The 15,654-nt window shown below is 56.7% G+C and carries 13 protein-coding genes; 7 read left to right on the forward strand and 6 right to left on the reverse strand.

The genetic code is table 11. The features are described 5' to 3' along the window. The first annotated feature begins 191 nt into the window (after nucleotides 1-191). Nucleotides 192-1,232 (forward strand): hypothetical protein, encoded by a 1,041-nt coding sequence (locus ACTNC3_RS10160; protein WP_410042262.1) that lies wholly within the window; start codon nucleotides 192-194, stop codon nucleotides 1,230-1,232. Between the two features lie 127 nt (nucleotides 1,233-1,359). Here the strand turns inward: ACTNC3_RS10160 and ACTNC3_RS10165 are convergent, their stop codons facing one another. The 5 genes from ACTNC3_RS10165 to ACTNC3_RS10185 all read right to left on the reverse strand — a co-directional run bounded on the left by ACTNC3_RS10165 (nucleotide 1,360) and on the right by ACTNC3_RS10185 (nucleotide 6,655). Further along, nucleotides 1,360-2,061 (reverse strand): response regulator, encoded by a 702-nt coding sequence (locus ACTNC3_RS10165; protein WP_410042263.1) that lies wholly within the window; start codon nucleotides 2,059-2,061, stop codon nucleotides 1,360-1,362. Nucleotides 2,062-2,174: 113 nt separating this feature from the next. Beyond that, nucleotides 2,175-4,298: a DUF4118 domain-containing protein gene (locus ACTNC3_RS10170; protein ID WP_441227359.1), complete on the reverse strand. Its 2,124-nt coding sequence runs from the start codon at nucleotides 4,296-4,298 to the stop codon at nucleotides 2,175-2,177. A 113-nt stretch (nucleotides 4,299-4,411) separates the two neighbouring features. Next, nucleotides 4,412-4,534, reverse strand: a complete 123-nt coding sequence (locus tag ACTNC3_RS10175) for a hypothetical protein (protein WP_410042265.1) — start codon at nucleotides 4,532-4,534, stop codon at nucleotides 4,412-4,414. 10 nt (nucleotides 4,535-4,544) lie between these two features. Then, entirely contained in the window at nucleotides 4,545-5,192 is a 648-nt protein-coding gene (locus ACTNC3_RS10180; protein WP_441227360.1) for a potassium channel family protein, read from the reverse strand. A 122-nt stretch (nucleotides 5,193-5,314) separates the two neighbouring features. Continuing rightward, nucleotides 5,315-6,655 carry a TrkH family potassium uptake protein gene (locus ACTNC3_RS10185; protein ID WP_441227361.1) on the reverse strand — a complete coding sequence of 447 codons (1,341 nt, stop codon included), beginning with the start codon at nucleotides 6,653-6,655 and terminating at the stop codon, nucleotides 5,315-5,317. Nucleotides 6,656-6,882: 227 nt separating this feature from the next. On the opposite strand from ACTNC3_RS10185, the gene fumC reads away from it, so the two are divergent. The 6 genes from fumC (at nucleotide 6,883) to ACTNC3_RS10215 (ending at nucleotide 13,479) form a co-directional block, all read left to right on the forward strand. Then, nucleotides 6,883-8,247: a class II fumarate hydratase gene (fumC, locus tag ACTNC3_RS10190; protein WP_441227362.1), complete on the forward strand. Its 1,365-nt coding sequence runs from the start codon at nucleotides 6,883-6,885 to the stop codon at nucleotides 8,245-8,247. A gap of 178 nt (nucleotides 8,248-8,425) precedes the next feature. After that, nucleotides 8,426-9,601 carry an NAD(P)-dependent malic enzyme gene (locus tag ACTNC3_RS10195; RefSeq protein ID WP_410042275.1) on the forward strand — a complete coding sequence of 392 codons (1,176 nt, stop codon included), beginning with the start codon at nucleotides 8,426-8,428 and terminating at the stop codon, nucleotides 9,599-9,601. 354 nt (nucleotides 9,602-9,955) lie between these two features. Further along, nucleotides 9,956-10,849: an amino acid ABC transporter substrate-binding protein gene (locus ACTNC3_RS10200; RefSeq protein ID WP_441227363.1), complete on the forward strand. Its 894-nt coding sequence runs from the start codon at nucleotides 9,956-9,958 to the stop codon at nucleotides 10,847-10,849. A gap of 223 nt (nucleotides 10,850-11,072) precedes the next feature. Next, nucleotides 11,073-11,723: an amino acid ABC transporter permease gene (locus ACTNC3_RS10205; protein WP_441227364.1), complete on the forward strand. Its 651-nt coding sequence runs from the start codon at nucleotides 11,073-11,075 to the stop codon at nucleotides 11,721-11,723. 11 nt (nucleotides 11,724-11,734) lie between these two features. After that, nucleotides 11,735-12,499: an amino acid ABC transporter ATP-binding protein gene (locus tag ACTNC3_RS10210; RefSeq protein ID WP_441227365.1), complete on the forward strand. Its 765-nt coding sequence runs from the start codon at nucleotides 11,735-11,737 to the stop codon at nucleotides 12,497-12,499. Nucleotides 12,500-12,732: 233 nt separating this feature from the next. Next, nucleotides 12,733-13,479, forward strand: a complete 747-nt coding sequence (locus ACTNC3_RS10215; RefSeq protein WP_410042279.1) for a YoaP domain-containing protein — start codon at nucleotides 12,733-12,735, stop codon at nucleotides 13,477-13,479. Between the two features lie 178 nt (nucleotides 13,480-13,657). Here the strand turns inward: ACTNC3_RS10215 and ACTNC3_RS10220 are convergent, their stop codons facing one another. Beyond that, nucleotides 13,658-15,238, reverse strand: coding sequence for a glucose-6-phosphate isomerase (locus tag ACTNC3_RS10220; RefSeq protein ID WP_441227366.1), 1,581 nt, complete (start codon nucleotides 15,236-15,238; stop codon nucleotides 13,658-13,660). Between the last annotated feature and the right edge of the window lie 416 nt (nucleotides 15,239-15,654).

Genomic DNA, 15,654 nt, shown 5'->3' on the forward strand with positions numbered 1-15,654 from the left:
ATTATCGTCATTTCATATCCGATGTCAATGCAGGAAAATGGAAAATCGCGATGAAGTCGATTTTGGGCCCTTGATGCAGACCGCAGCCCCTTTTGTATTGCGAAACACGGGTCGAACAGGTTAAAATAATAGTATCTATGATGGTTCGGAATACTCGCATCCTTTGATGCGTTTTGAGAAGGAGGTGCACCATGCCACATTCAGGAGGGGGCGGCAGTCATTCAGGTGGAAGCAGTTATTCAGGAGGCTCCAGTGGCGGATCCGGTGGCAGTGCGAAGAGCTACCGACATTCCAGTACGCCGTTCACCGGCGGTCGGGCGTTCGTCATATATAATCGGATGAATGAGCCGAAGGTCGTCTATACCGATGAGCCGAATTATCACGAGGAGACGACAAAGGGGCAGTATATCCGTTCGGTCGTATTTGCAATCATCGCGGGTATCCCGGGGATTGCGATTATGCTGCTCGGTCTCGTCACGATGTTTTCCGCGTTCTCCATCGGGTATAAGAAAACCGTCGTGCCGGGGTACGTGGATCAGTCGATCTTCATCCAGGACGACTACGGGCATCTGACGGATGCAGAGCTGGACCGGCTCGATCAGAGTCTCAGCGCGTTCCGGGATCACACCGGTATCATCCCGGCCGTTGAGTTTACGAACGATGCCGCCTGGGAGCTGGACTACGATGATATGGAGAGCTTCGCGTACAACGAGTACATCTACAACTTCGATGATGAGTACCACGTGCTGATCACCTACGGCTACGGTGCGGAGAATCCGGAGACCGGCTTCAACGAGTTCCACTACCATACGATGTGGGGTGATGATCTCGGAAAGACGGCGAAGAAGAAGGATGAGGATCAGCTCATCGATCTGCTTCAGAAGAACCTCGCCCGTGCGAACGGGGATAATGTCGGCGACGCGATGGCGACGACCTTCGATGATTATCTCGCGTATTACGAGGCGAAGGGCTTCACGGTCGATATGGAGAACCTGGGCGGCGGCTTCGCTGAGTTCTTCTTCGGTCTGATCCTCGTGGGTGCCTTCGTCGGTACGGCCATCGCGGTCCGTGCGAACTATCTGGATGGTCAGAAGAAGGGCATCCGGACCTATAAGATCGATGGTAAGCCGAAGATGCTGAAGTGTGACTACTGTGGCTGTACCTACTACGCCGGTACGATCGGCACCTGCCCGCACTGCGGCGCACCGTTGAAGATGGAAGCGGATGGATAAATCTGCTGATGGGGGTCAGACTCCCTTATGAATAGCGTAAGGAGATTGATGACGCCACGCGGGGGTCTGACCCCGTACGGCTTCGCAGAAGACAGAAAAAGCTTTCCGGGCAACCGGAAAGCTTTTTTTACTCGACCTTCAGCATGCGGTAGCCGATGCCGATGTGCGTCTGAATGTACGGCTGGGCGTTTTCGCCGCGCTCGAGCTTCTTGCGAAGGGTCGCCATGAAGACGCGGAGGGAGGCGACGTCGTTATCCCAGCTGCTTCCCCAGATCTGCTTGGTGATGTAGGTGTGGGTGAGGACCTTCCCGACGTTCCGGGAGAGGAGACAGAGGAGCTTGAACTCGATCGGGGTGAGGTGCAGCTCCTCGCCCTGCATATAGGCGCAGCCGGCGGCGTAGTCGATCTTCAGCTCGCCGTTTGTGAAGATCGGAGATTCCTGTCCGGATTCGGACTTCATCAAGCCGAGGCGGCGCTGCGTCGCACGGAGGCGTGCCAGGAGCTCCTCGACGGAGAAGGGCTTCGTCAGGTAGTCGTCGGCACCGGCGTCGAGAGCCTCGATCTTATCGCTGTCCTCGGTGCGTGCGCTGATGACGATGATCGGCATGTTCGACCAGGTGCGGATCTTCCGGATGACCTCTACGCCGTCGATGTCCGGCAGCCCGAGATCGAGCAGCACGATGTCCGGATTATGAGACGACGCCTCGAGGATGGCGCTCGTGCCATCCGGTGCGGAAAGATATTTATAATCATGGGTTTTCAGCGTGGTGGTGATGAGATTCCGGACCGGCGTATCGTCCTCCACCACGAGGATCAGTGCTTTATTCATTCTATTCACCTCATATCATTCGGGTTTCTATATACACGAGTGAGGCCAATGCCTAGGGATGTACATCATCGTCAGGCCTGCGAGTGGTCGCCTCTTCACTGGCTTGTTCATGTTTACATATTGAGATTAATCTCACTGAGCGGCAATGTAAAGGAGAAGACGCAGCCGTGTGGCTGATGATCGCGGAGCGAGAGCTCGCCGTCGTGTGCATGCACGATGGAACGGCAGAGGGAGAGCCCTAGGCCGAGGCTTCGGCGGCTGTCTGCCACGCGCTTGCTTCCGGTATAGAACATCTCGAAGACCTGCGCCTTCTGCGCATCCGGGATGCCCGGGCCGTCGTCGGAGACCTCGATCACCGCATGCTCCGCTTCACGGAAGGCGTGGATCTCGATATGTGATCCTGCCGGGGTGTATTTGATCGCGTTGTTCACGAGGTTGATGAGAAGCTGCATGATGAGGCGCGCATCTGCCCGTACGAGGAGCGGCAGCTCACCGCAGTCGCTCGTGATGTGGTGTTCCGTCGCGTGGCGGTCGATGTGCCGGAGTGCCTCCGCCACGATGTCATCCACGACCTGGTCGGAGAGCTGCAGCTTCACGCTGCCATCCGAGATCTTCGTGACCGCCAGGAGATTCTCCACGAGCTCCGTCAGCCACTGCGCATCATCGTAGATATCCGTGATCATCTGTGTCCGGCTGTCGTCGTCGAGCGCCTGGTAGCTGTGGAGCAGGGCGTCTGCATTGCCCGAAATCGAAGTGAGCGGCGTTCGAAGATCGTGCGAGATGGAGCGAAGCAGGTTCGCCCGCAGCTGCTCGTTCTTCGCGAGTACGGCGGCCTTCTCGCGCTCCTCAGCGTTGTGAAGGCTCTCAAGCGCGAGGGCACACTCACCGAGGATGGAGAGGAGGATGCTGGAAGTGAAGGCGTCGAGAGGAGCCTTCGCTGAGCAGGGCACGCCGACCACGCCGTAGACCTGCTGGCCGGTGCGGATCGAAAGGTAGAGGCAGTGTGCGTTCTGAAACTTCTCGGTGCTCGCACCCGCACGCTTCCGATGCTGAAAGACCCAGTCGACGACCTCTGGCTCACAGGCATTCTCCGGGATACTGCGTGGCGCACCGCCATTCGCAGGGAAGAGGTAGCCATCCCAGAAACGGGACGAGGCGACACCACCAGATGGGCTGGTGCCTGTGATCGAAGCAGCAGATGCCGGAGCATACGGTGATGGCGTGGCGGCATCCGCTGCTTGCATAGCAGTCGCTGTACCGGTGGTCTGTCCGTATGGGACATCCAGCTGCATCGCAGGATAGACCAGGATATCGCGCTGCACGAGACGCTGAATCTGCGTCGCGGTCGTGCGGTAGATGTCGGTCGGCGTTTCGGCCTTCTGCAGCTGCTGGTTCGCGTCGAAGAGGGTTTTCGTACGATAGGCATCCCGCGCGGACAGCTCGGCATGGGCCTTCAGCTTCGCGGCGAGGGTGCCGGCGAGGATGGATGCGCCGAGCATGACGGCGAAGGTCACCGGGTAGTCCTTCCCGTAGGCGACGAGCGTGAGCCGCGGCTCGGTCAGGAAATAGTTGAAGAGAAAGACACTGAGGACCGACGCCAGCAGTCCGCAGGTGTAGCCGTTTGTGCTGACGGAGGTCAGCAATACGCCGAGGAGATAGATCGTGATGATGTTCGCGTCTGTGTAGTGCAGGCGGAAGAAGAGGAAGCCAATGATGGTGGCCGCTGCCTGAATGACGAGCGTGAGAACAAGATCCCGCAGGGTGGGTATCGACGGTGCGATCGCCAGCATTGGCCGCTGTGTATGGCGGACGACTTCTGCATCCGGGATGATGTGGATCTCGACGGTGGGCGCGAGCTCGGTGAGGCGTTCGGTCAGGGACGGCTGGCTCCAGAAGTGCCGGCGTTCCGCGCCGCTGCGGCCGAGGACGATCTTCGTGATGCCGGAGACGCGCGCGTACTCGGCGATCTGTGTCGGGACGTCGTCGCCGTGGGTGGTGACGATTTCCGCGCCGAGCTCCGTCGCGAGGCGGACGTGCGTCTGGAGGCGCGCCTCATCCTCGCTGCTCAGCGCCTGGTTCCCCGGCGTTTGTACGTAAAGTGCGGTCAGTGTGCCCCCGAAGGCCTGCGCCATCTGTCCTGCCATGCGGACGATGCGCTCGTTCGACGGCGAGGAGGAGAGGCAGACGAGGATATGTTCATTTGATGGGTTACTGGATTTTGTTTCTGCTTTTGTCATACGATAGTTCCCTTTCAAAAGCCATTATAACATAAAGAAGCCGGACCGGAGGTTCGACTTCCTATGTTGCCCTGATCGGACTTGTGATGCTTATCACAGTTCAGGCAGGGATATTATGGCTTACGGCCATGCTTCCGGAGGTAGCGTACCACGCGGTCCTCCTCGGCTACGAGGTAGATCCCGAAGCGGAAGAAGAGAAGCAGGGCGATGATCAGAAGGATCCCATCGACATCCATGGCGCACCTCCTAGATCTGGAAGCACTTCTGCAGTGCCTTGTACTCGCCGATGACAAGAATCGTAACGTCGTCCGTGAGGACGGTATCCGGGGTGACCGTGACATTCGTTTCACCGTGCGATTTCACGCCGAGGATGTTGATGCCGTAGAGCTTTCGGATATTGAGCTCACCGATACTTTTTCCGAGCCAGTTCTTCGGGATCGGGACTTCGAAGATAGCATGCTGCTTATCGATTTCGATGTAATCGAAGATGTGGTCAGCAGTATAACGGATGGCGGCCCACTGTGCGAGCTGCTTCTCCGGATAGACGACCTGATCAGCACCGTTACGAAGCAGGAACTTCGCCTGAACGTCACGCTCTGCACGGGAGACCACGCACTTCGCGCCGAGCTCCTTCAGAAGCGAGGTGGTTTCCAGCGAGTTCTGGAAGCTGCCGCTGATGGTGACGAAGCAGACATCGTAGTTACCGATGCCGAGGGAGCGGAGGAAATCCGCGTTCGTGCTGTCACCGATCTGCGCAGTGGTGACATACGGAAGCACTGAGTTGATGCGCTCCTCCGAGATGTCCACGGCCATGATCTGATGACCGAGTTGCATCATCTGTATCGCGAGATGACGACCGAAACGCCCTGCACCAATTAATAAAACATTCTTCATAGTAGTTTACTCCTTTATTTTTGAGTTCATATCCGGGGCCCCGGCTCAGGTTTCCCCGGTCTCGTATTACGTTGCCTCCGGTGCCGTCTCTCCGGGTGCTCTTAGCTGAACGCCTGGATTTTTTATCCGACGGTGATCTGCTCCTGTGGCAGTCTGGCGACGATGGTCTTTCGGCTCGAAACGGTCGCGTAGATGAGGGTGAGGCCTCCGACACGGCCCATGTACATGAGCACGATGAGGATCAGCTGCGACAGAATGTGTAAATGTGGTGTGAGGCCGAGGGTCAGTCCGACGGTTGCGACGGCGGAAGCGGTCTCGAAGAGGCAGCTGGAAAACGGTAGCCCCTCATAGATGCTGATGACGAGGGCGCCTCCGAAGAAGAGCGTGAGGTACATCATCATGATCGTTGCGGCGGTTCGCACGGTACAGCAGTCGACGCGTCGTCCGTAAAGCTGCACGCTCTCACGCTGACGGAAGGTCGCGATGGCGTTCGCCATCATCACTGTGAAGGTGGTGGTCTTCATACCACCGGCCGTGGATCCTGGTGAACCACCGATCAGCATGAGAAGAATCATCACACCGCGGGAGGCTCCGGAGAGCTTCGTGAGATCGGTGGTATTGAAGCCGGCGGTACGGGGTGTCACCGATTGGAACGTGGCGGCGAGCAGACGCTCACCGAGGGGAAGACCGCTGTAGTCATTGGCGAAAAACAGCGCTGCCGGCAGCACGATCAGCGCGAGGGTGGTCACGAGGATCACCTTACTCTGCATGCGGTAGCGGTGGAAGTGGAGCCGGTTCGTGCAGATATCCTCCCAGGTCAGAAAGCCGATGCCGCCGATCACGATGAGGAGCATGATGGTGATGTTGACGACGGGATCCGCGGTGTAGGCGGTCAGCGACGGATAGAGATTTCCGGGACGGCCGAGCAGGTCGAAGCCGGCATTGCAGAAGGCCGAGATTGAGTGGAAGACGGCGTACCAGATACCGCGGAGTCCGTAGTCGCGGCAGAAGGCCGGGAGCAGGGCAAGTGCGCCGAGGAGCTCGATGAGGAAGGTGCCGCACAGGATGAAGCGCGTGAGCCGGACGATGCCGCCGACCTTCGGAGCCGAGATGGCGTCCTGCATGGTGCTGCGCTGCATGAGCGAGATTTTATGACCGGACAGAAGAGCGAAGGCGGCGGCGACCGTGATGATGCCGAGTCCGCCGATCTGGATCAGCATGAGGATGATCGCCTGGCCGAAGCTCGACCAGTAGGTGCCGGTGTCCTGCACGACGAGGCCGGTTACGCACACCGCCGAGGTCGCCGTGAACAGCGTCTCGTGGAACGGCGTCCAGAGGCCGCCCGCCGACGAAATCGGCAGCATCAGGAGCAGCGCACCCACGAGGATGACGCAGGCGAAGCCCCCGGTGATAATCTGAAACGACGAAAGACGATGCATCCGCCGAAGCTGTTCTTCAGTCATAGAAATTCTCCCTTTCTCTGAATTGCACCTATGATAACAGGCAGGAGTTAAAGGAGGGATAAGGGAATAAAGGATGGTATTAAGATGGTGTAAAGATGAAAGGGCCCCGGTCTGAACGGTTACCCGCTGGTGATTCGAAATCACCCGGACGCCGGAATCGCCGTTGCCTCGCAGCCTTCCGGGGATTATAATGAACAGAGATTTAAGTATATAAGTGAGGGAAATACATGGAATATCGTATCGAACATGACACTATGGGTGAGGTCCGTGTGCCGGCAGAGCATTTCTGGGGTGCGCAGACCGAGCGTTCGCTGGAGAATTTCCGCATCGGCGCGGAGACGATCCCACCCGAGGTGATTCACGCCTTCGCGGTGCTGAAGTCCGCCGCGGCGACCGCGAACCACGCCCTCGGCAAGCTTCCAGAGGCAGAGGCGCAGGCCATCACGGATGCCTGCCGCGATATCTGTGACGGCAAGTACCCGAAGGAGTTTCCGCTGAAGGTATGGCAGACCGGTTCCGGCACGCAGTCGAACATGAATATGAACGAGGTCATCGCACATATCGCGATGCATGATCATCCGGAGCTGAAGATCCATCCGAACGATCATGTCAATATGTCCCAGTCCTCGAACGACACCTTCCCGACAGCGATGAACATGGCCGCGGTGCTTGCGATTCACGCGCAGCTCATCCCGGCGATCGACACGCTGATCGCGACGATGAAGCGTCTCGAGGAGGAGAATCATGATGTGCTGAAGATCGGCCGCACGCATCTGCAGGATGCCGTTCCAATCCGTTTCAGTCAGGAAATCTCCGGCTGGCGCGGCATGCTCGAGGAGTCGAGAGCACAGATCCTCGAGGCCTCCGATCATCTTCGGAAGCTCGCCATCGGTGGTACCGCGGTCGGCACCGGTCTTAACTGCCCGGCGGGCTTCGACACGGCCTGCTGTGAAGAAATCTCGCGCCTCAGCGGACAGACCTTCACGCCGAGCAGCAACAAGTACCACGCGCTCACCTCGAAGGACGGCTACGTCTTCACGAGCGGCGCACTGAAGGGCCTCGCTGCAAACCTCATGAAGATCGCGAACGACATCCGCTGGCTCGCGAACGGCCCGCGCTGCGGTCTCGGCGAAATCTCCATCCCGGAAAACGAGCCGGGCAGCTCCATCATGCCGGGTAAGGTCAACCCGACCCAGTGCGAGGCGATCACGATGATCGCGATCCAGGTGATGGGCAACGACAGCACGATCGGTATCGGCGCATCCCAGGGTAACTTCGAGCTGAATGTCTTCATGCCGGTGCTCGCCTACAATATGATGCAGTCCATCCGCCTCCTAAGCGACGGCATGGTCTCCTTCGAGCTCCACTGCGTCCGCGGCATCAAGGCGAAGAAGGAAAAAATGAATGAAAATCTCCGCAACTCCCTCATGCTCGTGACCTGTCTGAGCCCGGTCATCGGCTACGAGAACGCGGCTGCCTGCGCGCACAAGGCTTTCGAGGAAAACACGACCCTGAAGGAAGCGGTGCTCGCCCTTGGCTTCCTGTCGGAGAGCGAGTATGACGAGGCGGTACGGCCGGAGAAGATGGTCTAACATCAGCATCTATGCTGTACGGTGTCAATGCCGTCAGGCTGAAAATCATCGCTCCGCCGAAGACATTGACCACAGAAGTATCCGGTGCCAATGCTGACCGGCTGGAGATATCTGCTCCGTCGGAAGCATTGGCCGAATATAAAATAAAAAAGAAATAAACATCGAGGAGGACACAACGATGGCAAAGGATGTATCTGCAGAGTCTATCAAGCTGCACTATGAATTAAAGGGGAAGATCGAGGTGGCGTCACGCGCAAAGGTCGACAGTTCCGAGGCGCTGTCCCTCGCCTATACACCGGGCGTGGCTGCGGTCTGCAAGGAGATCGAGAAGGATCCGGAGAAGCAGTGGGAGCTGACCCGCCGTTGGAACACCGTCGCGGTCGTGACCGATGGTACCGCGATTCTCGGCCTCGGTGATATCGGTCCGGAGGCCGGCATGCCGGTTATGGAAGGCAAGTGCGTACTGTTTAAGGAGTTCGGTGGCGTGGACGCGATTCCGCTCTGCATTCGCTCGAAGGATGTGGACACCATCGTGAACACGATCTCCCTGCTCGCTGGCTCCTTCGGTGGTATCAACCTCGAGGACATCGCGGCTCCGCGCTGCTTCGAGATCGAGAAGAAGCTGAAGGAAAAGTGCGACATCCTTGTATTCCACGATGACCAGCACGGTACCGCGGTCGTGGTAGCTGCGGCACTTCTGAATGCCGTAAAGGTCACCGGCAAGAAGATGGGCGAGCTGAAGATCGTCATCAACGGTGCGGGCGCGGCCGGCTGTGCGATCGGCAAGCTTCTCGTGAAGATGGGCTTCGGCAATGTCATCATGTGCGACATTCATGGCATCATCTGCGAGGGTGATGAGGGCCTCAACTTCGGTCAGGAGGAGATGTCCCACATCACAAATAAGGATCACATCCACGGCACACTCGCCGATGCACTGAATGGTGCAGACGCCTTCATCGGCGTTTCCCGCGGCGGTCTCGTGTCGAAGGAGATGGTCAGAAGCATGAAGGACGGTATCGTCTTCGCGATGGCGAACCCGACCCCGGAGATCATGCCGGAGGATAGTAAGGAAGCCGGTGCAGCCGTCATCGGTTCCGGTCGTTCCGACTACCCGAACCAGATCAATAATGTCCTTGTCTTCCCGGGCATCTTCCGTGGCGCCCTCGATGTACGTGCAACCGACATCAACGACGAGATGAAGGAAGCCGCCGCGTATGCCATCGCCGGCCTCGTATCCGACGACGAGCTCACCCCAGAGTACATCATCCCGAAGGCCTTCGACCCTCGCGTACGTGACGCGGTCGCCAGTGCCACTGCAGAAGCAGCGCGGAAAAGCGGCGTCGCTAGAGTATAAGAGTGTAGGAGTGTAGGAGTTTGCATCAGCAAACTCCGGAACGATATCCCACAGAGCTATGCTCTGTGCCCGAAGGGCTAAAGTCAGGCTTCCATGGCCTGACTTTAGGGCGGTTTGCATCAGGCAAACTCCGGAACGACCTCCCACAGAACTTGTTCTGTGCCCGAAGGGCTAAAGTCGGGCATCGCTTTTATAACAAAGTTTTTTACGATGTAGTAATTTGCGACTCATCTTTTCGAAAAACTCATGGTTGACATCACTGCTTTATCATGGTAGAGTGTTGAATCATAAGAGGGATTCACGAGGGGCCTCCGGAGGCCGGCTCGTCGCACGGAAGTGCAGGAGGAGATAATTATGAAAAAGACTTTAGCGATGATGACAGCGGCGATGATGGTAGCGGGTGCGCTTGCGGGTTGCGGTTCTTCCAGTTCGACACCGGTGGCGACCACAGCGGAAGCGACAACCGCAGCAGCGACGGAGGCAGCCACCACAGAAGTAGCCACCACCGAGGCGGGTGATACCGCAGCAGCTGCAGAGGGAACGGTGAAAACGCCGAGCGGCAAGTTCACGGTCGGCTTCGATCAGGAGTTCCCGCCGATGGGCTTTGTCGGTGATGATGGACAGTTCACCGGCTTCGACCTCGATCTCGCGAAGGAAGTGGCTTCCCGTCTCGGCCTCGAGTTCGTACCGCAGCCGATCAACTGGGATGCGAAGGACATGGAACTCGACTCCGGCAACATTGACTGTATCTGGAACGGTTTCACGATGCAGGGACGTGAGGACGCCTACACCTGGGTAGGCCCGTATATGGCGAACAATCAGGTATTCGTCGTGACTGCCAACAGCGATATCGCGTCGAAGGCGGATCTCGCAGGCAAGGCCGTCGAGGTTCAGAAGGATTCTTCGGGACTCGCTGCACTGCAGGGTGACGCAGAGCTCAGTGCGAGCTTCGGATCGATGACCGAGGTTGCGGACTATAACACGGCACTCATGGATCTCGAGTCCGGTGCCTGTGATGCGGTCTGCATGGACAGCATCGTCGCCGGCTACCAGATCAAGTCTTCCGGTAAGGATATGAAGATCCTCGATGATACCCTCTCCGCAGAGGAGTACGGTATCGGCTTCAAGAAGGGTGAGGACGAGCTTGCGAAGGCGGTTTATGACACCCTCATGGAGATGAAGGACGACGGAACCGTAGCGAAGATTTCGAACGACTGGTTCGGCTCCGACGTATTCACCCTGAAGTGATACATGCGAGTGTAGACATGGGACCTGACAGAAGAAGGCTCCGGCGGATACCGGCCAGACTCCTGTCAGGTTCATCTTTGCGTTTAAGGGCTTTCCAGAGCGTTGCTTCGGATGTGCCACTTTTATGCAGGAAGCTGTGTCCTCGGCTTTGGTTTTCGCGAGAATATGATATGATGAAGACTGGTTGTTAAAACCATCAAATTTTGCTTTTGGAGGAATTACCTTGGCACTGTCACAGATCATCCTGGAATTACTGAAGGGTCTTGGCGTTTCGGTCGAGATCTTCGCCATCACCCTGCTGTTCAGCCTGCCGCTGGGCCTGCTGGTGGCCTTCGGGCGTATGTCGAAAAACGGCGTCGTGAGCGGACTCACGAAGGCCTACATCTCTATCATGCGTGGAACTCCGCTGATGCTGCAGCTCTTCGTCGTGTATTACGGTCCGTACTACCTCTGCCACATCAAGCTGAGCCCGACCTACCGTAATTCCGCCGTCTACATCGGCTTCATCATCAACTACGCTGCCTACTTCGCGGAGATCTACCGCTCGGGCATCCAGTCCATGCCGGTCGGACAGTACGAGGCCGCCGACATCCTCGGCTATAGCCGCGTGCAGAGCTTCTTCCGTATCATCCTGCCGCAGGTGATGAAACGCATCCTTCCGTCCATCACGAACGAGGTCATCACCCTCGTCAAGGACACCTCGCTCGCGTTCTCCATCTCGGTCATGGAGATGTTCACGAAGGCGAAAGCCCTGTCGTCCAGCCAGACATCGATGACCCCGCTCATCGTCGCCGGCGTGTTCTACTATGTCTTTAACTTCATCGTCGCCTTCCTCATGGAGCGCATCGAGAAGAAGATGAACTACTATAAGTAAGGAGGTAAGCGATGAATCTGCTCGAAATGAAAAACGTGAAGAAAAGCTTCGGCGACCTCCAGGTCCTGAAGGACATCAGCCTGACCGTCGCGGATGGCGAGATCGTGTCGATCATCGGCCCGTCCGGTTCCGGCAAGTCCACCCTGCTTCGCTGCGCCACGCTGCTCGAAACGATGGACGCCGGTACACTGAAGTATGAGGATACGGTGGTTGCGGACAATGCTTCCGACGGGCGTGCAGCATACGCCGATAAGGAAACACTCCGGAAGATCAAGCAGGTCTACGGCCTCGTCTTCCAGCAGTTCAACCTCTTCCCACACTGGAATGTGCTTCAGAACGTGACCGACGCGGTCATCCATGTGCAGAAGAAGTCCCGGGAGGAGGCAGAGAAGATCGGCCGCGAGCTCCTCGAAAAGATGGGCCTCGCGGATAAGGAGAAGTACTATCCGTACCAGCTCTCCGGCGGACAGCAGCAGCGTGTCGCCATCGCCCGCGCCCTGGCGCTGAATCCGAAGGTTCTTTTCTTCGATGAGCCGACCAGCGCCCTCGACCCGGAGCTCACCGGGGAAGTCCTGAAGGTTATCAAGTCCCTGAAGGACCTGCACATCGCGATGGTGATCGTCACCCACGAGATGGCCTTCGCCCGCGACATCTCCGATAAGGTCATCTTCATGGCCGACGGTGTCATCGTCGAAGAAGGCACTCCGGAGCACGTATTTAACTCCGAGAACGAACGTATGCAGAGCTTCCTCGGACGATACAAGAATATACTGTAAGAAGACGCAGCACTCGGAAAACGGGTGCTGTTTTTTAATAGGTGCAACCGTTCGGGCAGTGGACTCGGAGTACTGTGCCTTCGTTGACGCCCCTCCGGATCCCCTGCCCGAACAGTTACGAATAGGTGACATTTTATGAATGGGCATCCCTGAAATCTATTGGCAGGTAACCGCTCGGTAACTATACTTAGAGTTACCGAGCGGTTACTTTTTTATGAGGAGTTGGATGACGGATGAACTATATTCGAATCACAAAAGAAAATATTGATAAGGAGCATATCTGCTGCGCCATGTCTGGCAAGCAGAGCGTTGCTAAAAAAGAGTGGATGAGACAGCGCTTCGACGAGGGTCTGGTTTTTTATCGGAGCGAGGAGCGCGGGAAGTGCTTTATCGAATATATACCGGTCGAAAATGCATGGGTGCCGATTGAGGCAGACGAATATCTCTACATTAACTGCCTCTGGGTATCCGGCTCCATGAAGGGACATGGATACTCAAATGATCTGCTGGAGGCGTGCATCCGCGATGCCAGGGCGCAGGAGAAGAACGGCATTTGTATTCTGTGCGCGGAGGGCCGGAAGCGGGAATTTCTCGCTGACCCGAAATTCCTGACCTATAAGGGGTTTCGTGTGGCAGACATCTCCGACTGCGGAATCAATCTCATGTACCTTCCCCTTGCAGATAATGCAGCGCCACCGAGATTCAAGGACTGTGCGCGACACCCGAAGGTAGAGAAGAGTGGATTCGTCCTCTACTACACCGACCAGTGCCCGTTCACATACTACTGGGTACCGAAGATTCTGGAGATCGCGGAGGAACACAGCGTTCCGTTTAAGGCCATCCACATTACTGACAGAGAAGCCGCGCAGAACGTGCCCGCGCCGGTCACCACCTACGCCCTGTTCCGGGACGGACAGTTCCTGACACAGGGCATACTGTCTGATAAAAAATTCAGGAAACTGGCAGGGATTTCGGAGTGAGCAGCAGACCAGGCATCGCCAGTGCTGTCCAAGCGAGTGATGCTGTACCAAGACAGCGTTTGAAAGAAAAGGCAGCATTGTATAAACACCACTAGAAAAGAGCCAGCGCAACCGCGCTGGCTCTTAATTAATGTCGAAATATACTATTCAGAATATGCTCTGCATCTTCCTTGTGCGATCAGATATTCAGAAGATCGCTGTATACCTTCAGTGCGCCGTCAGTCTCGTGAGCGAGTACCTTCTTCGCAAGGACCTTACCGAGCTGTACGCCCTCCTGATCGAAGGAGTTCAGGTTCCAGCAGAAGCCCTGGAACATCACCTTGTTCTCATAGTGTGCGAGCAGTGCGCCGAGGGTTCTCGGATTCAGCTGCTGACCGATGATGATAGAGGAAGGACGGCCACCCTCGAAGTTCTTGTTGCGGTTTTCGTCTTCCTTACCGCAGGCGAAGGCAACGATCTGGGCGGCAACATTGGCACAGAGCTTCTGCTGGCTGGTGCTGCCCTGGATGGTATCATCCATGCCGATCTGGTTCTCACGGAAGCCGACGAACTGGAGCGGGATGATGTCCTTGCCCTGGTGCAGGAGCTGGTAGAAGCTGTGCTGGCCGTTGGTGCCCGGCTCACCGAAGATAACCGGACCGGTCGGATAGTCCACCGGCTCACCGAAGCGGTTTACTGACTTACCGTTCGACTCCATGTCGAGCTGCTGAAGATGTGCCGGGAAGCGGCTGAGGCCCTGGGAGTACGGCAGAATCGCGGTGCTCTCGTAGCCGAGCATGTTACGCTCATATACACCGATCAGTGCGTCAAGCATATCCGGGTTCTTCATCGGATCCTTCTCTGCAGCGAGCTTATCCTCTGCGGCAGCGCCCTCGAGGAACTCTGCGAAGACCTCCGGACCGAAGGCGAGGGACAGAACCGCGCCGCCGACCGCTGAGGTAGAGGAGTAACGTCCACCGATGTAATCATCCATATAGAACGCTGCGAGATACTCCGGGCTGGTGGCGATCGGAGAAGTTGCGGAAGTAACGGCGATCATGTGCTTCGCAGGATCGAGGCCGAGCTTCCGAAGCGCGTTCATCACGAAGGTCTGGTTCGTGAGAGTCTCAAGCGTCGTGCCGGACTTGGAAACCAGGATGAAGAGGGAATGAGCGACGTCAATGTTGCGGAGAACAGCGGCTGCGTCATCCGGATCGACGTTACTGATGAACTGTGCATTCATCTTGAGGAGACCCTTCGTCTTCGCCCAGTTCTCAAGCGCGAGGTACATCGCGCGTGGACCGAGGTCACTTCCGCCGATACCGATCTGAACGACCGTGGTAAACTTCTCGCCGGCTGCATTGGCGATCTCACCGGAATGAACCTTCTCCGCGAATGCGGCGATGCGCTTTTGCTGCTCAACGTAGAATGCGCGCTTGTTTTCACCGTCTACCACAACATCCTGACCGAGCTGTCCACGGGTCAGCTGGTGAAGTACGAGACGCTTCTCACCAGTGTTGATCATATCACCGTTGTAGAGATCCTCATACTTCTCTGCAAGCTGTGCTTCCGACGCCAGTTTCACGAGTGCTGCGAGGACATCCTCATCGACAGCCTTCGCACCGTAGTTGTATGCCATTCCCTCTGCCATCGGCACAGAATAGTTCTTTACACGAGCGGCACCATTCTCGCCGGTCATGACTTCCTTCAGGTTCACTGCCTTCACCTTCTGCAGCTCTGCATAGGATGAAAGCGTATCAAGATTCTTCCAATTCAGCATCGTCATTTCCTCCATAAGGTACTTTTTCAGTGATGCGGCCGGGCCACATCGCAAGCAAACCGTTTTTCATTATATCATCGTGCGAAGGATTTCTAAAGAGGAATGTTACGAATTTAACAGATGGGTGAACTGTTGCCGTTACTGTCCACTCGTCAACTGGATTCAGGCAGGAGCCGGAGGGGTAGCAACGTAGGAACAGTACTCTGTTGCCACCCCTTCGCTGCCTCTGGCCAACGTTACTATCCAATATGGTTTAATGATAAAAATACTGGATATGTTTTTTGACTGTAAGCATGACAGATGGCTGCAAAATATCCACTCTCAGGCGATTTCAAAAATATTGGATACGAAAAGCCTTGTTTCCTAAGAGGAATCCGGGCTCGCATAACCAGTATTTAAAAAAAGAAGGTTTATTG

The sequence above is a fragment of the Oribacterium sp. HCP3S3_B9 genome (assembly GCF_052064255.1).
Taxonomy (GTDB): domain Bacteria; phylum Bacillota; class Clostridia; order Lachnospirales; family Lachnospiraceae; genus Oribacterium.